Origin of the sequence: Mariniphaga sp. (genome assembly GCF_041687215.1) — a bacterium.
Classification (GTDB): Bacteria; Bacteroidota; Bacteroidia; order Bacteroidales; family Prolixibacteraceae; genus Mariniphaga.
On the sequence record NZ_JAWLCI010000031.1, the window covers coordinates 15,515 to 37,815 of the forward strand.

At 40.4% G+C, this 22,301-nt stretch carries 13 protein-coding genes; 8 read left to right on the plus strand and 5 right to left on the minus strand.

Translation table 11 applies throughout. The features are described from left to right. Positions 1-9: 9 nt before the first annotated feature. From ACESMA_RS12000 to ACESMA_RS12025, 6 genes are all read left to right on the plus strand, one after another. Positions 10-1,479, plus strand: coding sequence for a RagB/SusD family nutrient uptake outer membrane protein (locus tag ACESMA_RS12000; protein ID WP_372949064.1), 1,470 nt, complete (start codon positions 10-12; stop codon positions 1,477-1,479). Between the two features lies 1 nt (position 1,480). Beyond that, positions 1,481-3,028 carry a fasciclin domain-containing protein gene (locus ACESMA_RS12005; protein ID WP_372949065.1) on the plus strand — a complete coding sequence of 516 codons (1,548 nt, stop codon included), beginning with the start codon at positions 1,481-1,483 and terminating at the stop codon, positions 3,026-3,028. 12 nt (positions 3,029-3,040) lie between these two features. Further along, positions 3,041-4,582 carry a fasciclin domain-containing protein gene (locus tag ACESMA_RS12010; protein ID WP_372949066.1) on the plus strand — a complete coding sequence of 514 codons (1,542 nt, stop codon included), beginning with the start codon at positions 3,041-3,043 and terminating at the stop codon, positions 4,580-4,582. A gap of 25 nt (positions 4,583-4,607) precedes the next feature. After that, positions 4,608-7,814, plus strand: coding sequence for a SusC/RagA family TonB-linked outer membrane protein (locus ACESMA_RS12015; RefSeq protein WP_372949067.1), 3,207 nt, complete (start codon positions 4,608-4,610; stop codon positions 7,812-7,814). Positions 7,815-7,833: 19 nt separating this feature from the next. Beyond that, a complete protein-coding gene (locus tag ACESMA_RS12020; protein ID WP_372949068.1) occupies positions 7,834-9,693 on the plus strand; it encodes a RagB/SusD family nutrient uptake outer membrane protein in 1,860 nt (619 codons plus the stop codon). An 84-nt stretch (positions 9,694-9,777) separates the two neighbouring features. Next, positions 9,778-12,711 carry a glycoside hydrolase family 9 protein gene (locus ACESMA_RS12025; RefSeq protein WP_372949069.1) on the plus strand — a complete coding sequence of 978 codons (2,934 nt, stop codon included), beginning with the start codon at positions 9,778-9,780 and terminating at the stop codon, positions 12,709-12,711. Here ACESMA_RS12025 and ACESMA_RS12030 read toward each other — a convergent pair. Next, positions 12,692-13,978, minus strand: a complete 1,287-nt coding sequence (locus tag ACESMA_RS12030) for a hypothetical protein (RefSeq protein WP_372949070.1) — start codon at positions 13,976-13,978, stop codon at positions 12,692-12,694. The two genes, ACESMA_RS12025 and ACESMA_RS12030, sit on opposite strands and share 20 nt — an antisense overlap. A gap of 26 nt (positions 13,979-14,004) precedes the next feature. Next, positions 14,005-14,751, minus strand: a complete 747-nt coding sequence (locus ACESMA_RS12035; protein WP_372949071.1) for an SDR family oxidoreductase — start codon at positions 14,749-14,751, stop codon at positions 14,005-14,007. Positions 14,752-14,921: 170 nt separating this feature from the next. On the opposite strand from ACESMA_RS12035, the gene ACESMA_RS12040 reads away from it, so the two are divergent. Both ACESMA_RS12040 and ACESMA_RS12045 read left to right on the plus strand, forming a co-directional pair. After that, complete coding sequence (locus tag ACESMA_RS12040; protein WP_372949072.1) at positions 14,922-17,057, plus strand: S9 family peptidase; 2,136 nt, start codon at positions 14,922-14,924, stop codon at positions 17,055-17,057. A 125-nt stretch (positions 17,058-17,182) separates the two neighbouring features. After that, the gene (locus tag ACESMA_RS12045) at positions 17,183-17,785 is read left to right on the plus strand and encodes a hypothetical protein (RefSeq protein WP_372949074.1); all 603 of its coding nucleotides are present in this window, start codon (positions 17,183-17,185) and stop codon (positions 17,783-17,785) included. Positions 17,786-17,878: 93 nt separating this feature from the next. Here ACESMA_RS12045 and ACESMA_RS12050 read toward each other — a convergent pair whose 3' ends face one another. From ACESMA_RS12050 to ACESMA_RS12060, 3 genes are all read right to left on the minus strand, one after another. Beyond that, positions 17,879-19,150 (minus strand): DUF819 family protein, encoded by a 1,272-nt coding sequence (locus tag ACESMA_RS12050; protein WP_372949075.1) that lies wholly within the window; start codon positions 19,148-19,150, stop codon positions 17,879-17,881. Positions 19,151-19,322: 172 nt separating this feature from the next. Further along, entirely contained in the window at positions 19,323-20,819 is a 1,497-nt protein-coding gene (locus ACESMA_RS12055) for an OmpP1/FadL family transporter (protein WP_372949076.1), read from the minus strand. A 47-nt stretch (positions 20,820-20,866) separates the two neighbouring features. Further along, a complete protein-coding gene (locus ACESMA_RS12060; protein ID WP_372949077.1) occupies positions 20,867-22,237 on the minus strand; it encodes a hypothetical protein in 1,371 nt (456 codons plus the stop codon). Between the last annotated feature and the right edge of the window lie 64 nt (positions 22,238-22,301).

Sequence of the window (22,301 nt, forward strand, 5' to 3'; positions counted from 1 at the left end):
ATACAGATTATGAGAACAAAAACAAAATATTTTCTGATTTCCCTGGTCGTGCTTATGCAGGTTTCCTGCAACGAATATCTTGATTTGCAACCACCGGGGGGCCTTGTGAGGGATGAATTCTGGAAAACCAAAGAAGATGTTGAGTCCGTTGTTATGTCGGCTTATGAATCGTTTGCTTCGTTAGACCGTATGTTGTTTGTTTTTGGAGAGGTGAGGGCCGATTTGGTCGAAGGTGATTTTAATCAGCCCTGGAATGAACAGCTTCTGATGGAAAATAACATTTACCCGGATAATTCAATCTGTAGCTGGGCAGATTTTTACAGGGTTATTAATTATTGCAACGAGGTTATTAAAAATGCCCCGGTTGTGAGGGAGATTGATAACACGTTTACCGATTTTCAAATGTATAGCCTGATGTCGGAAGCCTATTACCTGAGAAGCCTGAGTTACTTCTACCTGGTCAGGTTGTACCGCGATATTCCGCTGGTATTGGAACCCTCAGAAACTGATGATACGGATTTTTATATTGAAAAATCAACCGAAGATGAAGTACTCAATCAAATTGTGGCCGATTTGGAAACCAATCGCACCTATGCGCCTTCCGGCGGGTTCCCAACCATTGCTGAAAATAAAGGCCGGGCTTCTAAGGCTGCTTATGATGCATTACTTGCCGACATTGAATTGTGGCGGTTTAACTACGAGAAGGTTCTGACGCATATCAATACCATCGAACAAAATATCGAGATAGTAATGATGCCAAGCGCCCGATGGTTTGAAATGTTTTACCCGGGAAATTCACTCGAAAGTATTTTTGAATTCCAGTTCGATGGGAACAGGAGTCAGAATAATGGTACCTACGGATTGACCCAACGAAATAGCAATCAGTATAATCCTAGCCAAAAAGCGCTTGAAATGTTTGCTTTCGAATTTGCAAGTGAGTTGGTACGTGGCGAAGATGTATCCATTAAAAAATATGGAGACGATGATTTTATCATCTGGAAATATGTGGGAATGGCTCCTGACGGGCAAACCACACGTTCAGGTGCTGAGCAGTTCAGTGCCAATTGGATTGTTTACCGGTTGGCCGATGTGATGCTGATGAAAGCAGAAGCGTTGTCACAACTTGAACGTTACAATGAATCACTCTTTATTATTAACGAAGTTCGTGAACGTGCAAATGTTCCTCCAGTAAGCCTGGCAAACACTCGCGTGGCTTTTGAAGATGCCATTCTAAATGAAAGGGCACTGGAGCTTGCTTATGAAGGAAAAAGGTGGTTCGATCTTTTGAGGATGGGGCGTAGAAATAATTTCGCCCGGAAAGACAAACTCATTGAAGTTATTGTGAGTAACGTTCCTTCTACACAAAAGCGTATTCTGGCAGCAAAACTTACCAATCCTTCAGGCTGGTATTTACCCATTTACGATACTGAAATTGAACGTAACAGGAATTTGGTGCAAAACCCATATTATGATTTTTAAAATGAAAAAGATAACATACATATTAAGTTTATTGTTGGTGGTTGTTTTCTATTCATGCGAAAGAACACCCATTGAAGCCAACTTCGAGGACGTGGAGAAATTTTCAATCTACGATTACCTCATGGAAAACAAGGAACAATTTTCCAGCTTTATATCTATTCTTGAAAAGGGGAATCTGGATAAAACCTTAAGTGCTTATAATCCGGACGGAACAAATTATACATTGTTTTTACCCGATAATCAGGCCGTAAATAAATTTATTGAAGAAAGTCCGCTTTTTTCTTCACTAAATGATATCTTAAATAATTCAGACTATGCTGCAGCTTTCAGCAGATACCATGTGGTGAATATGGGCGTTCATACCAACCAATTTCCTTTTGGTGCATTTTCAGAACCTACCTTATCAGAAGACTTTTTAACTGTAAGTTTTGTTATTGAAACGGATACCTCTTACTACCGGATCAACAATCAGGCATCTGTGATTTATCCCAATATTGAGGTTTCAAACGGTTATATTCATCTAATTGAAACTGCATTAAAGCCAGTAACCACTACAAGTTATCAATGGCTTGAACAAAACCCAGGTTATTCCATTTTCAAAGATGCCGTAGATTTAACCGGATTGCAACATTTAATCGATTTCAATTTGAAGGAAGATGAAACCCTGAGGCCAGTTACCCTGCTGGTTGAACCAGACAGAATTTATAACCAGAATGGCGTTTCGAATGTGAATGATTTGGCAGCATTAATCAGCCCAAACGATAATAATTATACCAGTGCAACAAATCCGTTATACAATTATGTGGCCTATCATATCCTTTCCGGTCAATATTTTATCGATAATTTTGAAGGAGAAAGTACCAATTATATCACCTTCTCCGAAATTCCGCTTAATATAAACGGCCTGGGTATTGATATCGCTATCAACAAAGCCAAAGAAGATACCATTATTGGACCTTCTGGCCAAATAATAGACTATATAGGATTTTTTTATGATGAAAGCAATGTGATAACCCAAAGCGGGGCTATTCATTTCATTGACAGGATAATGAAACAAAGAACACCCTCCCGTTCAAATCTTACCTTCGAGTTTTATGAAGAACCGCTTTTAAACAATTATAGATTGGAACCAGGCAATTACCTCATTGAAGATTCTGAGGCTCTTATTAATATCCAATGGTCAGGGGCCGATCTCTTTTTTATTGAGCTTGGCGAACAGGAATCCTCAGCCTGGGGCGCCGATTACCTGGAAATTAACGGTGACTTTATCATTTCCTATACAACTCCAAGAATTATTCAGGGAAGATACAGGGTATTGCTTCGCGCTGAAGCGTTTAATGCACAAAATGCATTAGTTGAAGTTTTCCTTGACGGGAAAAAAATTGGCAGTCTCGTTGACTTAACAACAGGTGGTTCTTCTAATAGCCCTTTCCAAACAATTGAATTGGGAACTGTTGATTTTAAACGCTATGCAACACACGTTGTGGAAGTCAGACCACTCATACCAGGACGCTTCCTTTGGGATTTTATTCGTTTTGAACCTTTTTAAATAAAGAACTATATGAAACCGAGAGTTTTTATCATATCATTTGTAATTATCTTGCTGGGATTATCCGGATGTAAAGAATATTGGGATGACCATTACGACGTTTATCCTGAAACGGTTGACCAGAATATTTGGGAGGCCATGCAAGCCGATCCTGAAATTTCTGAATTTGTACAAATATTAAAACAGCTTGAACTGGATACCCTGTTTTTATCTGATATTCCGTACACCCTTTTTGCTCCTTCCAATAATGCAATATCTCAATATTTGAGCGAGGGAAGTTTGGATACTTTAATCATCAAATATCATATATCAAGTTTCCTGGTAAATTCTGGTACCATTACCGGAGAAAAAAAGATTCAGACACTTTCAAGAAAGTTTGCCTTTTTTGAAAAATCAGGAACCTATGCTAAATTTGATGACATTGAACTTAAAAAAGAAAGTCCGCTTTTTTTGAACGGGAAATATTTTGTGATGGACCAGGTTGCAAAACCATTACCGAACCTGTATCAGTATTTCGTTATTAATAACAAATTGCTGGCCGATTATATCGATAGCCAGGACTCCATAATCCTCGACAGAGAACGAAGCAAACCCATTGGTTTCGATGAGGACGGGAATACAGTTTATGATACAGTTTCAATCATATTCAACAAGTTTGAAGCAATGTATTTTCCTGTAAAACATGAATTTCGTAACACTTCTGCCACTGTTGTTTTTCCCAAACAAGATGACTACAGGGAATCACTAAATCTGATGGCCCAGGATATGGCGGTTCCAGGGATTAACGATTACAACGATATTCCGCTTGACTGGCAAAATGAGGTGTTAATCCCTCATTTGTTAGACCAGGGAGTTTTTCTAAACAGGCTTGAACCCGAGGAGTTTGTATGGGAATCTCCAAAAGACACGTTAAAACTTCAGAATATCAAAGGAGATAGTATCCAGATATTTTACACCCCGGTAGAAAAAACCCTGTGCAGTAACGGGTATGCATATAATTACGATAATTATATTATTCCTGATTCTCTTTATATGGGAGGAGTAAAATTTGAAGCTGAATGGTTGCTAAGGGAAACCGGCGTTAACAGGTTCGCATGGACACAAAGGGCTACAGTAAGATCCGATTCACCATTTGCACCTGCCAGGGAGTATATTTCAACTGCCTCAAACGACAGTATTGTCCGGGTAATATTTCCAAAAGGTTATACTGGAAATTATTCACTTGAATTTAATTCCCAAAAGATTTTTCCGCGCAGGTATGTCATGGTGGTTAGAACCCACATGGATATTGGTGGAATTTATGATATATATGTGAACGACCAACTGGTGAAAACATTCGATTATTATGAATTTGTGCGTTACAGAGGATTAATGTTTAGTGTGACCGGACAAACTTATTTGCCGGTTGGCCGTTTCAACCGGTTCGATATGTATGTGGATAACATTCATGAATACGGCCGGGCCAAAATACGATTTGAGTATAAAGCACCCGGAAATGCACCTTCAAACGGACTTGTAATAGATTACATCGAGTTTATTCCTGCTGCAAATTAAAATAGCGGGTAAAAATATTTACCGAATGAAAAAAACATTCAAAATATCAAGAGTTTATAGAATGGATAACCGAATGAACTTAAAAACCTTGACGCGGAGCACTTTTTTAGCTGCCTGGGTTATGATTTGGGGCATTTCTTTACAGGCCCAGGATACGTTAACAGTAAGAGGCCGTGTTGTAAATCCGGCAGGTCAGCCTGTTTCCAATGTAGCGGTTGGTGTGGAACGTTCCTTTGAGCTACCTGCTGTAACCAATGAACAAGGAGAGTTTACTGTTAAAGCCCTATCGGGTAGTTTATGGTTAAACGTAAATCCTTCAGGAAATTACAAAGAAAAACGAGTGTATTTGAACAACCGTACAGAACTTGTCATTTATCTTACAGATAATGATTTAACCTCAGGAGATGATGATATTTTGGTATTATCCCAGCCCATTTTGAAGCGGAATACGACATTTGCCTACAGTGAGTTGGTTACAGATGATATCATACAAACCCCTGCACTTTCAGTTGATCAGTTTATGCAGGGTCGGGTGTCTGGTATGCATGTGGTAAACCGTTCAGGGGATATTGGTAGCGGGGCAATTACACTGTTAAGGGGTATAAGTTCGCTGAACTCAAATAACCAGCCATTGTACATTGTGGATGGAATTCCGATTACCTCCATGAATTTATTCGGTACAAACCTCGATGGTTATTCTTATAATCCTTTGCTGGGTGTTAATCCACTCGATATTTCAAAGACTACAATTGTTAAAGACCCAACAATTACCTCAGCTTATGGTTCCAAAGCATCAAACGGTCTTGTACTTATTGAAACACTTGACCCAAGTGCAACACAAACGGTAATTGAACTTGATTTACGGACAGGTTATTCCCTTTCTCCTTCAAGGTATATTCCGCAAATGAATGCCGGACAACACAAATCTTTAATAAGTGAAATTCTCTATTCCTCAGGTATGAGAGAGGAGATAATCAGGGAAGAATATCCCAGTTTGTTTCTGACTTCCAGTAGTGATAGATTCATTGATTATCAGCATAATACCGACTGGCAAGATATTATATTCACCAATTCTGCCTTTCAAAACCTGAATATTAATGTAAAAGGAGGTGATGAAATAGCCAGATACGGATTATCGTTTGGATACTTTAGCGGGGATGGAATTATTAAAACTACCGGATACGAAGGATATAACCTTCGCTTTGTAAGTTTGCTGAATATATTCACCTGGCTTAAAATGAATGCCGGTGTATCATTAAGTTACAATTCTTCCGATTTAAAAGAGTCTGCAAGAATATCACAAACCAACCCCATTTTATCTGCTCTTGGTAAATCGCCCATGCTTAATCCGTTTCAATACGACGAAGAAGGTCAGGAATTAATTACCCTTGCCATGGTAGATGAACTTGGAGTGAGCAACCCACAGGCTGTTATCGACAATTACGAAGCTGGAAATACAAATTTTAATTTTACCTCTACTCTGGGTTTTTCAGCCGACTTAAAAAGTAACATGGTTTTAAATTCAAATTTTGGTTTGAACTACAATGTATTAAAAGAACAGTTGTTTATGCCAAACAGAGGTATGGAGCTTTATTACAACAGAGCAGCCATAAATGTTTCAAAAGCCTCCAATAACAGTCTAAATTCATTTTACAATAATACCTACCTGCGTTACGAAAAATCAATTGGACAAGACCATGTAATTTCCTCAAACACAGGTTTTAATGTTTTAATAAATAAATTTGAATTTGACTGGGGACTAACTAAGAATGCTCACGAAAATGATCAGTACCGAATGCTACAGGACGGAACCAACCACCTGAGAGAAATTGGTGGAGAAAACCGGAACTGGAATTGGTTATCTTTTTATGAATATTTAACTTACACATACAGAGATAAATATATGCTTTCTGCATCGCTCTCGGTTGACGGTTCTTCCAGAATTGGAAGAAATGCGGCCAGTACAATTAAAATTGCTGATGTTCCTTTTGGAATATTTTATGCCGGTGGTGCTGCATGGAGGTTGTCTAGTGAGTCGTTTTTAAAGGAAGTCAGCTGGCTCGAAGATTTAAAACTTAGAGTTTCATACGGACTTTCGGGAAATGATGATATTGGTGAATCCAACGCCAGCAATTACTATAATGCAATAAAATTCAGGGAAACCGTAGGTCTTTATCCCGCTTTGATTCCCAATGAAGAACTTACTTACGAAACAGTGAGTCAGTTAAATGGTGGTTTGGATATTGCATTATGGGGGAGCCGGTTCCGCACCAGCATAGATGTATATCAGGCAACCACCGATAATATGTTGATATATGCACCATTGAAAGCTTATTTTGGGTATGATTTCAGGCCCGAAAACGGAGGGAAGATGCAAAACACAGGAGTTGATTTAAGTTTATTTTACCGGATAATTGATAAATCTGAATTTAAATGGGATTTTCAGGGAACATGGTCAACAGTAAAAAACGAAGTGCTTGAAATAGAGGGAAATAGGCTTGTTACCGATTTACAAGGTGGCCAAACTGTTAATATGATTGGGCAAACAGCAAACAGTTATTACGGGTATATTTATGAAGGTGTATTTTCAACAACTCAGGAAGCTGAGACTGCCGGACTTGTTAATGAAAAATTGGTACCATACCGAGCCGGAGATGCTCACTTTAGCGATATTTCAGGACCGAATGGCTCTCCAGATGGAATTATAAACCAATATGATAAGACTGTACTAGGTTCATCACTTCCAGAATTCTTTGGTGGAATAAATAACACATTCCGATATAAGAAATGGACCTTAAGTGCATTTGTACAGGCAATTGCAGGAAACGAAGTTTTTAATTATGTCCGTTACCAAAATGAAAATATGAGTGGAATAGAAAATCAGAGTACAAGTATCCTGAACAGGTGGCAATACGAAGGCCATGAAACAGACATTCCAAGAGCACTTTGGGAAGATCCGGTTGGAAACTCTTCATTTTCTTCACGCTGGATAGAAGATGGTTCATTTCTCAGACTTAAAAATGTTTCGGTCAGTTATACAATTCCCGGCGAATTCCTTGCTTTTAAGAATGCTCAGTTTTATATATCTGCAAGTAATGTGGTTACTTTATCAAAATATTTGGGTTATGATCCGGAATTCGGTTATTCGCAACTACAATTGAACCAGGGGGTGGATTACGGGCTTACGCCTCAGCCCTGTCAATTTATATTGGGTATTAAATTAGGCTTGTAACATTTATATATTGTATGCAATGGAAAGAATAAAAAAATATTTAGCGATTTTAAGTTTATTGCTGGTGCCAATTCTGTTTTTTAATTCTTGTAAAGATTTTTTTGAACCTGAACAGGAAATAAATATAACCGAAGACAAATTGTTTGACGATTGGTACGAGTATCGTTCGGTTGCCATGGGAATGTATGGTTTGCAGCAACAACTGGTAGAGCAGTTGCTCATTTTAGGTGAGTTGCGTGGTGATTTGCTGACTATCACCGAAACTGCCGATGCTGATATGGTTGAGATATATAATTTTAACCCCTCACGCGAAAATAAGTATGCTTCTCCTACTAATTTTTTCAGACTTATTTCTGCAACAAATAACTTTATAAAAGTTTTACAGCATGAACGCCCTGAGGTAATGGACCCAAAAAGTCCGGTAACCAATTATGACAGGCTTTACGGTGAAGCTCTTTGTATGCGGGCATGGGCCTATTTTAATGCTGTTCGTATTTATGGAAAAGTACCCTTTATTCACGAATCATTGACTTCAATTGAAGAAATAGAAGATTATTTGAATTCAGCCGATACCTATATTGACAGTGTGGCCATTGTTTATTCCAAAGACGGATATTATAATGATACTATTTACAATAAGCCGGTTGAACTGGAAAAGAAATATTTCGATCAGAGCCTCGTTATTGATTATTTTACCAATGAACTGGAAAGAAAAGTAAAAGCTGTAGGTGTAAATCACTATATCAACAACAATGATATTTCTTGGGAGGTAACCATTTGGAGTACACACGCTATGAATGCGCTTTTGGGACATATGTATTTGACCGATGGCGATTTATCAAAGGCTGCTCACTACTTTGAAAAAATTGTTTATTTGTCCTCCGATAATTTCAGGTATCAACTCGATCAAAGTTTTTCAAACTTTAGCTGGAGAAATATTTTTTCAGGAATCGACAGTAAGGAGCATATATATACCCTATGGTTTAATAAAACCTATTTCCAGCAAAACGATTTTCAAATGTTTTTTGAACCAAGGAATCCACACAGATATATGCTAAAACCAACCCGTCAGGCCATACTGAACTGGGAAACCATTTGGGATAACTATTCCATGTCAATTAACAACAGCCAGCCCTGGAGAACCAGAATAACTTCGAAGGGTATGCCTGGTGATTTTTGGCGGGGTTATGGTGTATCCTATACTTATTTACGTGATGGAGAGTCCATTCCGGAAATGATGATTCGGGGAATGTTATACTTGAAATCTGAAAACGATTTACGAACAGCCAGTTTGATAACAGAAGATGCCGATACCGTGGTTTGGAAATATTCCTGGAATAAAGAGGTTTATGATATGGATCCAAATTACATCATATATAGGGCTGCGGGAATTCACCTTCTACTTGCTGAAGTTTATACATACTGGGCTTTCGACCGAAATGGAATTATTTTAACATTTACATCAAATGCTGTAAATATTGTAAATAACGGAGCAAATTACTCGGCTGCAGGTAACCGGGAGCAACTTGGTGTAAGAGGCCGTGTGGGTTTTGGCGGTTCAACAGATGGTATCAGAGTAGGAAACATTAATTATGTGCACGATCCGTTTACTAATGAGGTGGTTGATTACATTGACTTAACCGGTAATTTTATAGGGCTACAGGAACTTCTTGAGGATAAAATTATAGAGGAAAAAGCACGGGAGTTGGCATTTGAAGGAGAACGGTTTTATGACCTGATGCGGGTAGCACAGAGAAGAAATGACCCCTCCTATCTTGCAGAAAGAGTTGCTGCAAAATACCCTGCGGGTCAACGGGAACAGATTTACAATTTATTGTTGGATGAAAGGAACTGGTATATTAATTATTTTGACGAATAACAGAGAGTAAGGTAACTTAAACCAATTAGTTCTTTTAATATTGACAGGTGGTTTTCTGCCTGTCTTTTTTTTGAAACCAAAGCAATGAATAATTTGAAATGCTTCAGACAGTTTTATTTGTTAATCCTGTTTTTCTTTTTTGCAATTATAATTGCAAAAGCATCTGATGTTGTTGAAGTGTTTGCGTTGAACAGCAAAATTGTGGTCATTCAATTTAAAGACGGTTATGTAGAATACCATAAAAGAAACGAACCAAGGCAAAAAGATAGGGTCGTTCATCAACCCCTGGTTATTTCTGAAGCGGTGAAAACAGAAAATTATTTTATTAAGTCAACCGAAGGGTACTATTCCGAAGTGAAAAATCCTTTAAAAGTTGAAAGAAAATCCAAAGGAACCGAGTTTACATGGCTTTGTCAGGGGTGGTCTCAAACCACCGGCTGTATTAATTCTGCTCCCGATCATTCTAAAGAACACTGGCTTTATTTACATCTGCCAGAACCATTGGAAATGGGTAAAACTTATAATATTTCAACCGGAGATGTTGCCGGAAACGGCTCGGATTGGGAATTGAATTTCAACCTTGAGAAAAACAGAACGGAAGCCATTCATGTAAATCTGGTGGGATACGATCCCCGGGCTCCTGAAAAATTCGGATACGTTTATCACTGGGCCGGAACTGGAGGCGGAGTGGATTTTTCAGCTTATGCAGGAAATGCTTTTTACCTGATTGATTTATATTCTCATGAGAAGGTTTTTTCAGGAACAATGAAATTTCGAAAAAGCAAAAATAATGTAGAAACCATGCAGCCAAACGATACACCTGATCAGAATTTTCTGGGAGCCGATGTGTATGAATGTGATTTTTCGGCATTCAATACACCGGGTGAGTATTATCTGGCGGTGGAAGGAATTGGCCGTTCTTTTTCATTCAAAATAGAACGTGACATTTACCGCCATCCATTTTATATTTCTGTCCGGGGTTTGTATCATAACCGGTCGGGCATCATCTTGGAAGAACCTTTTACCGAATTTGCCCGGCCAACGCCACATAATCCGTTAGAAACACCCGGCTTTGCAGGAAAACTTTTTTATAGCTCTTCCCGGTTTATCGACTGGAATGATTTAAATCACTCTGCCTCCGATTTGCCTGCCATTGAGGCCGGTATTAAAGGCCCGATTAAAACCTGGGGCTGGTACCAGGATGCCGGTGACTGGGATGGCTATTTTACGCATCTAAAAATTCCGGTAATGTTAATGCTGACCTGGGAAATTGCCCCTGAGAAATTTTCCGACGGTGAACTGAATCTTCCTGAGGGCACAAATCAGATTCCTGATATTCTGGATGAAGCCCGCTGGCTGATTCGCTTTTTCCACCGCACCCGTCACGAAATTATTGACAAAGGATATGGAACTGGCGGAGTGGGTTCGAGGGTGGCACCTGACTGGTATGGTCATGCACCGGAAGGAACCACTTCGTTTGAAGATACCGGGAAATGGGTTATCTCAGGCGAAGACCCGTTTACAACATATTTCTATGCCGGTTTGGCGGCTCAATATGCTTTGGTATTAAATAAACTCGGTGTATCCGATCCGGAGGAAATCAACTGGCAAACCGAAGCCGAAGAAGCTTTTAACTGGGCACAAAACAATACATTACCCAATGATGATAATCCCGACGAACGGCATAATTACGATTTGTCTGATTTTAAATTTTATGCCGCCGCTGCACTTTACCGTTTAACGGGCGAAAGTATTTACTTGAATATTGTGGAACAGAAACTGAATTCTTTGAGCTCCAATTCAGTGTTAAACGAAGATTCCAAATGGGGAGCCTATTCCATGGTCACCGGAAACGAACAAAACTGGACAAATACCAACTTAAAAAATAAGTTAAATGGAATTATCCTGGCCACTGCCGACCAAAAATTTACCAGCATCGAACAGCGTGCCTGCAGGTATGGCGGAAACATTTGGCTGCCCATGGTTATCGGGCAGGGAACAACCCCGCGGGTATTTGAAATGATGATGGGACATTATGTTTCAAAAGAAGCAGCGCCTTCGAAAACAGAAGATTACCTGGCTGGTATTTTTACTACTGCCGATTACTTTCTGGGCTGCAATCCTATGAATATGACATGGATAACACATGTTGGTGTGCGGTTTCCGGAACGGGTGATGCACCTCGACTCATGGTACAGCGATACTGGCGAAATTATTCCGGGAATTACACCTTACGGACCATGGCGCGATCAGCCAGGTGGTTCAGCTATCGGGCCGTGGGATTTGAGATGGTCATATAAAACGCTTTATCCAGAAGGAATTCAAAACTGGCCGGGGCACGAACGGTGGTATAACAATTACACCACTCCTGTAAATGCCGAGTTTACCGTTCATCAAAACACGGTTCTTTCTGCGGTAGTTTACGGTTATTTATGCGATGTGCCGGATGGTAGTTACCAGCCAAACAAAAAGCCTTCGGTGCTGATTACTTCGCCCGAAAATGAAAGTGAAAATCAGGGAGCACTTAGTATTTCCGTGGAAGTAGATGATCCCAATGGTCCTGAAGATATTGCATGGGTTGAATTTTATAGCGACTGGCACAAAATAGGCCAGACTAACGAACCACCCTATTCGTTTACCTGGAAAAAACCGGCTGACGGAGCAGTGAAGCTCTCCGCCAAAGTGGTAGATAAAAGCGGGTTTTCAGCAAAATCTGAAACAATAACTGTTCTAACATCACCGCCAACAGGCTATCATTCATTGCAACACGAAAAAGGAAACCTGACTGTTTTTCCAAATCCGGTAAGCGATTTTCTTGAAATTGAATCATCAGAGAAAATCGTTACGATAGAAATATTTGGTTTTACTGGCTCAAAAATAAATCATTCTTCCGGGCGGATCTTTTCCGGGAAAATTCTGAATTTTACAGAATATCCGGAAGGGCTGTATATTTTAAAATTGATTTTTTCAGACGGTACCAGCCAGTTGGAAAAAATTATTAAAAAATCAGCGTATTAACGGATTCTGCATCAACAGTGATTATCTGTTTTTGTGCCGTTTTTTCTTCCCAAAGATTGTTTTCAGTTGTAGAAACAATTTTTTTCAGGTTTCCGAAACCTTCAGTTTCTATCTCAACCGGTTTATTTTTTGTATTGATTAGCTGAATCACCTTTTTTCCGTTAGGGTGAATTCCTGCAATGGCAAAAACATCAGGATCTGAACTGGTAGAATAAACAATTTGAGTACCTGAGTTCAGATATTCCACCTTGTGTTTGGTAATGAAATAGGATGGATATTTTGTTTCGGTGTCGGCCGACATGATGGAGTAATTGTTTTGCCAGGTCCAGTATTGCGAAACGGCCACTTTGGCGTATTTCATCATACGGTGCGAAATTTTTGCAAAACGAAGGGCGTAATCATAGGTAGCGTTCATGCCCCGTTGCCTCCAGGCCATGGCATCGAATCCCAGTTCGTTACACCAAACTTCCTTATCCCAGGCCTCTGCCAGTCCTGCAATGCGCTCAAATTCGCTGTTGGGTATTTCTTCCGACCACCAACTATGAAAACAAAGCGGGCCCAGGTATTTCCAAATTGTGGAATCGGCAGCAATCATGGTGGCAAATTCTACTGTTCCTTTTGTTTGAGCGGTATCAGCCCATAAAAATTTGGTTTTTAAACCGGCTTTTCTAAACCGTTCTCCAGCCATTTTAAAAAAGCGGATGGATTCTTCAGGCGAAAAAATGGTCATATACCCGCCATCCGATTCGTTAAAAGAAAAATAATCCGCCTCAACGCCATATTCTTCCTTGGCTTTTACCAGGAAAGCCACAATCATATCAATGACTTCTTCATATTTGTCGCTTTTTATTCTGCGCTTGTTGTCGCGGTCCGGATTTTCAACCAGTTCATCGGCAACGCGCCAAACGGAAATGGTGAAATTGGAAACGCCGAATTCCTCTTTCATACGTTGCATGGTTTCATGCAGGGTTACAATAACCGGCTGTTCATTTATTTTTTCGGCTTTGTAGGTGGAATAATTCTGTTCGCGAAACTGCAAAGGCAGAGCCAGCCTTACATGACTGGGCCGGAACTCTCTCAGAGTTAATTCCCCTACAGCATCCCAGGCATTGTCGGTATAATTGGCCTGACAGTAGTTCCCGCCAATGGAGACAATCTTTTGCTGTTCAATTTCAGGATAGATTTTTATTTTTACTGACTGGGAAAAACATTGTTCACTTATTAGATGTAATATACCTAAAAGCAGAATCAAAAAATGAAATTTCATAATATTCAATTTTAGTTTAAATTTTTTCAAATATAAATCATCTTCTTCGTCATCCCGCCATCAACTACAAAGTTCTGTCCGGTGATGAAACTGTTTTCGGGGTTAAGCAGGAACAGAACCATCCGTGCAATGTCGGCACCGTTTCCAACCCGTCCAACGGGGTGCTGGTTTTTGTCGGCTTCGGTTATGTGGTATGGATTGGCTTCCGATTTTTTTCGGATGCCAGAAACGTCAATCCAGCCCGGGCTGATGCAATTTACCCTTATTTCCGGTCCAAGGCTCATGGCCAATGCATGTGTGAGAGCAAAAACGCCGCCTTTACTGGTTGAATAAGCTTCGGTGTTTGGTTCAGACTGAAACGCACGGGTTGAGCAAAGATTTATGATGCTGCCGCTGGTGGCCTTCAAATGGGGCGCTGCATGTTTGGCACACAGGAACGGACCAGTTAGGTTTACGGCAATCACCCGGTTCCATTCTTCCACCGAAAGTTCGGTTATTGATTTGTTGTTGGCAATGGCAGCATTGTTCACCAGCCCATCGATGCGGCCAAAGGTTGCAACCGAACGTTTTATGGCTTCTGTTACTTCGTTTTCGAGTGAAATATCACACAGAAAAATTGCAAGTTTTTCTGAGGTTTCTTCTTCCCTGAATTCTGAAATGGCTTCGGCATCGATTTCAAAAACAGAAACATTGAACCCTTCTTTCAGCAGGTGTTGAGTTACTATTTTTCCGATTCCCTGAGCGCCACCGGTTACGATAATGTTTTTGGACATGTGAAAATTGTTAAATTGCAAAAATTTTAAAGCTGTTAACTGCAAATTTAGGTTTTTCCAATCAGGAACAGAAATCAACCCTTTTTTTTAGGTCAACCTGTTTTATTTTCTTTTTCACACCGATTGCTTTCGCTATTTTCGCCCTTCAAAACTGAAAAATAATTAACGATATGCGAAAAGTTTTTCTTTTCATACTTCTGCTTGCATCAATTCAACTGGTTGCACAACAAAAGCAAATGACCCTTGAGGACGCTATTCTGGGCGCTTCTTCTTATTTGCGCCCCGAAACCATACAAGGCCTTTCGTGGCAAAACGATGAGGTTTTTACCTATGTGGAAAACGACACCCTGTGGGCTGAAAAAGCAAAAAACGGGGAGCAGAACCATTTGATTTCACACGATGGGTTGAACACTTTGCTGAATCTGGATGAAAAGTCTGTTTTCAAACGTTTCCCATCTTACTCCTGGATTGAAGGGAAATTGTTGCTTGTTCAAACCAGCAGCCGCTATTTTGTTTTGAACCCGATTGAAAAAAAGCCCGTTTATGAAATCGCATTACCTGCTGAAGCTGAAAATGCTGTATTTAACCATGCGGGAAAATTTGTGGCATACACCGTAAATGACGATTTGTTTGCCACTTTTTCAACAGGAAAAACCGTTCAGGTTACTTCTGATGGAGGCAACGACATAGTAAACGGCAAAACGGTTCATCGCAGTGAATTCGGCATCTCCAACGGTATTTTCAATTCGCCTAACGGAAATTTCATTGCTTTTTACCGGAAGGATGAAACGAGGGTTTCCGATTATCCGTTGGTGGATTATATGGCTCGTGTGGCTGAACACAATCCCGTTAAGTATCCTATGGCTGGTTTGGACAGCGAGCATGTTACCGTTGGCGTTTACAATATTTCTTCAGGAAAAACACAATTTCTGAAAACGGGAGGCGACCCGGAGCATTACCTGACCAATCTTGCCTGGTCGCCAAACGAAAAACACATTTACCTGGCCGAACTGAACCGCGGGCAGGATCACATGAAGTTAAACTGTTACGAAGTGGCCACAGGGGAAAAGGTAAAAACATTGTTCGAAGAAACCCACGAAAAATATGTGGAGCCGCTTTATCCCATTCAGTTTTCAAAAATGAATGAAAACGAATTTTATTTGCTGAGCCGAAAGGATGGCTGGTTTCATGTATATAATTACAATACAAACGGTGAGTTAATCCGGCAGATTACAAAAGGAGATTGGGAAGTAACCAATATTTTGGGATTCGATGAAAAAGAAAAATTCCTTTTTGTGGAGGCGACCAAAGAAAGCCCGCTGGAAAAGCATATTTACCGGGTGGAAGTGAAATCGGTGAAAATGGATAAATTGACGGAAACTGATGGCGTTCACAGCGGTAAATTGAGTCCCGGCGGAGGTTGGTTGATTGATGAATTTAAAGCCCCTGAAATTCCCTCAAAAACGGATTTGATTTCTGCTAACGGTAAAGTCCGCCGAAACCTGCATTCAGCCGAAAACCCGCTGGCAGATTATGTTTTAGGCGAAAACAAACTGGTTCCCATTCAGTCAGCCGACGAAAAAACCGAATTGGCAGGAAGGCTGATATTGCCGGTTGATTTCGACCCTTCAAAAAAGTACCCTGTAATTGTTTACGTTTATGGCGGCCCGCATTCGCAACTGGTTGACAAAAGCTGGCACAATTCCGCCCGATGGTGGCAGTATTACATGGCTTCGCAAGGCTATATTGCCTTTACCATGGACAACCGGGGAACCAACAACCGCGGACGCGACTTTGAAACGGCTGTTCACCGGCAACTGGGGGTTTTGGAAACCGAAGACCAGATGATGGGGGTTGAATACCTGAAGTCGTTGCCGTATGTTGATGTTGAGCGCATTGGCGTGCATGGCTGGAGTTACGGCGGATTTATGACGCTGAATCTGGTGTTGCGGCATCCTGAATTGTTTAAAGTGGGTGTGGCCGGCGGTCCGGTGGTTGACTGGAGTATGTATGAAGTAATGTATGGCGAACGCTACATGGACCGCCCGCAGGAAAACCCCGAAGGATATCGGGAAACGAATATGCTAAACCACGTATCGAACCTGGAAGGAAAACTGATGCTGATTCATGGGGTGCAGGACGATGTGGTGGTGATGCAGCACAGCATGCAGTTTCTGCGCGAATGTGTGTTGCAGGGCAAACAGGTCGATTTTTTTGTCTATCCCACACATCCGCACAATGTGCGGGGAAAAGACCGGTTGCATCTGATGGAAAAAGTAAGCAGGTACTTTATGGAGAATTTGTAGGGGAAAGGACAGGAAACCTGTTTATCATTCTCAATATCAGAAAAAAAATAGTAAATACTTATCGAAAAATATCTTGGATTGGTTCTTAATTCATCAATTTGAATATGAACTTAAAAACTGAAAAGATGAAAACGATAAAAGTTCTTTTGCCAGTTGCCTTGTTTATTTTTATTTCAGGATGCGTTGTTTATTCCTTTTACCCGCTTTATACCGAAAAAGATCTTTTTCCCAATTCCCTTTTGCTCGGGAAATGGACAGATGAAGAAGATACCGAATGGAACTTTGAATATGACTACAAAGGCAAAAAGGTTCCTGAAAATATTGACAGTACATCGTATATTTTAACTCAAAAATTTAAAACGGATGAATTGCCGGATTCATCTGAATTTTCTGTTCATGTTATAAAACTGGGAGAAATATATTTTCTTGATTTTTATCTGGAGAAATTTTCTGTCGAAGAATTTTTACTGAAAGATTTCCACATTATTCCGGTACATACTTTTGCAAAACTCACCGTGGAGCCGAATAAACTGGAAATCCATTGGTTTGATCAGTCATGGCTGGAAGAATTGCTTGAAAAAAACAAGGCAGAAATATGCCATGAAAATAACGGCGATTTTATTCTGCTAACAGCTTCTCCTGACGAATTAAAACAATTTGTTCAGAAATACGCACACGATGAGGAAGCTTTTAAAGATGGCCTGCACCTTGTTTTAACGCGAAAATAATTGATTTGCCTGAAACTGAAGGAATTGTTTTTTGAAAAATTACAAGGTAGCAAAACCTGCAAATTTGGTTGAGGAGTAAATTGAAAAAATAAATTACAGAATTTTCCCGATAAAAATGCCCAGGTACGAACCAAAAGCGAAGCCTAAAATTCCAATGGTAAGACCGCCAATAATAACATCCTTGTTTTTGAGGGCCAGTGCCACCGCCGGTACAAATGGCGGAGAGTAGGTAAGCGCGGTAATGGCAATAATGGTAGTGTCGGTATCCACCTTAAAAATGCGGGCCAGACCAACATGAATGAACATCGACCCAAAAACAACCCATAAAACGTATAAAAACAATTCGAGAAATTCAATCTGAAACATTTCCCGGAGGTTTGCCATTGACGACAGCGCCAGGCAGAACACAATAATAAAATACATGCCTAGTGGGAAGCTGATTTTCAACTTATTCACTGGTTTTAACAAGGATGCCAAAAGGCCAAGTGTAGTGATAATCAATATTATTACCAGCACCTGATCTTCTTTGGGTACAAAAAATATGGTGCTGCCTCCAACAGCAAAAACAATAAGGGCATAGAACAGCGATTTTCCCATGTCGGGCAGGTTTTTCCGCTGAAACAAACCGTCGTAGTTTTCCAGATGGGAATCTTCTTCTTCTATTTCAACCTGCATCACATTTTCTGCTTTCCGGATTACGCCTGAGCGGGGAAGAAATATATTGAACACTCGCTGGGCAATAGTCATTAGAAAAAGGAGTGCTACTGAACCAATGATCAGGTCGTAAGTGTGGGTTAGTATAAAAATATCAGGACTTACATTCAACGCCCTTCCAATGGCAGCAAGGTTTGGTGTTCCGCCCGTGTAAACGCCAATGAGCATTCCGGTAACCTTTGCCGATTCGGTAATGTTGTGGGCAAACAAGTAATATCCGATAAAAATTGCGACCAGCAGTGAAACCATGGCCAGTACAAGTGAAAGAAGGGTACTTTTGGCATTTCTCAACCATTTTTTTAAGTGCAGCGAAAACAACATCAGAGGTAAGGCAATCAGAATGCTGTAGTTCATTATCGATTCCTGAAGTTGAGCTATCTGGTTATAGGTTTGATCACTCCCGGAAAATTCGGGATTTTTCATAAATTCCTGAAGTTCAATTTCCGGCAAAAAAGTACGTGTTCCGCCCAAAACCTGAACGAGCGCATCGCTGGCTGTTGGCAGTAGTCCGATGTTTCCCAGAACAAGGCCAACTGCATACGCCAAAACCACGGCGCCAATCCGGTTGAGTGTATTGGATATTTTACACAGGTAGATGAGCAGAACAGGCATCAAGAGGTAAAACAGGATTAAGGCAATCGTGATCCACATAAGATGGTTTTTAGTTTATTTAAATTAAAATTACAAAAATAAAAATTTAAGTTTTCAGCAGGGTGAATAATAATTTTAAATCAATTTGATTAAAATGTTGATTGTCTGTTCTCTAATAAAAAAGGCGCAAATCTGAAATTTGCGCCTTTTTGAAAATTGAATATAATTTCTTCTAAAATTTGAATCCAAGAGTAAACATCACGTTATTTCTGACCGTATTAAATTCTGCCATTTCCGGCATCTGGTAGAAATCAGTTGGTGGTTCGGGGTAAAGCAAATCAAAGTTGTTTTCTTTTGAATACCTGTATGCTATATCGAAGAAAAATCCTCCGGTTCTGTATCCAAGGCCAGCCGAGTAAACATTCATTTTGGCATTGGAATTAGGCTGATTTGTTTCAAATGCTTCCGCGTTATATGGAGAACCATAAATTTCAAAACCTGCACGCAGACTGATGTTGCTGGTAGCCAAAAGTTCTCCGCCAATGCGTAAACTTCCTACTCCTTTATAGGCTTCAGCAATATCGCTGTTTTCATCCACAAAATTGTATCCGTCTCCGCCACGCCGCAAACTTGCCGAACCATAGTCAGCGTATTCATAATCCACGCTAATCAAACCTTTTTTTGCAATTACATAAGCTGCACTCAGGGTGGCACGCAACGGTGTTTCCAAATCATAATCGTAGTCAGAATATGGCGAATCGGCTTCAAAATTGCCCATTACGCCATCCTCGTCGGCTGCCTCAGAGCGCATCGATGTTTTAAAGAAATCGTGCAGATTGTAAAACGTTGGGGTGTGCAAAGAAGCTCCAAGCCGGAGTTCATTTACCGGTTTAAAAATGATTCCGATTTTTCCGTTGTAACCTGTACCATTGGTTCTTAGGTAGCTGTCAAACTGCATTTCGTTAAAAAAATCGCTGTTATTGGGTTCATCCCATTCCAATAATTCTGATGATTCTTTGTAATAAACATCAACTATTCCTATGGAGGCTCCCAAATACAATTTATGATTGAAATTTAATCCGGCTGCAAAAGAATATTCATTTATGTACCCTTGCCTTGAAATGCTTTTGCGCTGGTTTTGACCATATCCGTCTTCCTCCAAATCATGGAAGTAAACGTCGCTGTTATCCTCTTTCCATAACAGGTACGTGTCCCAGGCCAGTTGTTCATAGTAATCACTCCAAGTTCCAACGGTTGCATTGTCAGCCAGGTAATCAAGAAATGAACGATCCAAATTATTTGCTCCAACAATGGAGGTGCTGTTAAAATCTCTCAAACGGTTGAAACCGATTCCAATATTAAAATTCACCAATCCTGTTTCGCTTTGGTTTTGTGTTGAAAGTGTTGCCACATAACTTAAGTTATTAAATGAGAAATTGTATTTGCTATCCGACATTAAGTTGTTTCGATATGTAGCTTCTACCTGGGTTTGTCCAAAGGTGGGTGTAAAAACAAGCTCCGAAGCTCTGTACAAACCTAATCCTGCCGGGTTTATGCTTACCGAAGTAAAGTCGCCGCCAAGAGCCCCAAATGCATTTCCCATAGCTCCTGAGCGGGCAGTTCCCTGAACCTGAAAATTGGAGTACCTTAACGCATCTGCTAAATCCTGTGCCTGCATAAAAAATGGCACCACAAAAGCTAAGACAAATAGTGTTACTAATTTTTTCATGGCTAAATTGCTTTTTCGTTATTATTTAAATTGTGGCTAACATCCGGTTATCTTCTTCTGCCTGAAGAGGATGATGAAGATGACCTGCTGGTTCCTGAGCTGCCCGAACTGCTCGGTGTATAACTCCTTGAAGATGAAGAGCCACTGCTGCGGTAACTGCCGCTGCTGCTACTTCTTGTGGGTGTACTTCTTTGGTATGTGCTACCCGATTTGGTAGAAGTTGATGGAGCACGATAGGTTCTAGTAGCACTGCTGCTGCTTGAACTCCTGTTATATGTTGAACTTGACCTGTAAGTACGGTTATATGTGGAAGTGGACCGCGGTGCAGTATAATTTGTGCCGGAACTTCTGTTTGGAGTAACCACTCGCGGAGTAGCAGTGCTTTTCGTTGCGGGTCTGGTATATGTTCTTGTGGTTGAGGTAGTCCCAGGTCTGGTGTAAGTTCTGGTCTGTGTTCTGGTACTGCTATTTACTCCCTGACTGTTCGGGTCATTTGAAGTCCTTCTTCTTTCAGTAACTACATTGTTATTTGTCACTGAACGTGTTGTTGCACTTTCTCTTACACCTGAACTTGCAGTTGATCTGCGACCGTTATCTGAAGTTCTTAAGGTTGCACCTTCGCGGGCACTTTTGGTTGAACCGTTGGATGCACGAACACCTGAAGCTGTAGTCCTTCTTCCGTTGTCGTTACCCCGCAGGACATTGGTTCCGGTTGATCTTCTCTGACCATACCGGTAATTATCGGAATCTGCATACCATCCTCCTCCGTATCCGTACCAGGAACTGTAGGGATAACCCATTCCATAGTAGGAATAATATGGACGGTGCCAATAGCTGTAATAAGGAGAGTATCCCCATCCCCAGCTATTCCATGGTGAATACCAGCTATATCCCCAACCCCAATTGTAGTATGGAGAATAATATGAGGAATAGTAGAACGGATCGTAGTAAAACGTGTCGTAATACCAACTGTCCCAATAGAACGGATCGTAAAAATGCGGACGGTGGAATCTGCGAATACGATAAGCATAGTCAATTTCATCACCGTCGTAATAATTGTTGATTACGTATTTTACATCGTCTTCATTGTAGTAAACGGTGGTGTCACTTTCGTACAAATCATACTGATCCATGCTGTAAACCAGTGCATCGGCATCCTCTTCGGTTCCATCGAAAATGTAATTGTTCATGGTTTGTGAACCTTCTTCATTTCTTTCAATGTCGCTGATTATCATGCGGTGGGCTGATTTTTCTGCCGGTTCTTCTTCAACCAAAATTTCTTCTGCAGAAATTGGCGGAGGAACATCTCCCGGGCTAAAATAAATGTCATCAGTGTAAGAACTGGTGACGTAAGTACCCGAGGTACATGCACCTATGAAGAGTGCAGCCAGTGTTAAAATTGTTAATCTTGATTTCATAACTCGTCCTCCCGGTTTATTTAATGTCAATAATATTTACTTTCTTTGTGAACTCTTAAAATCA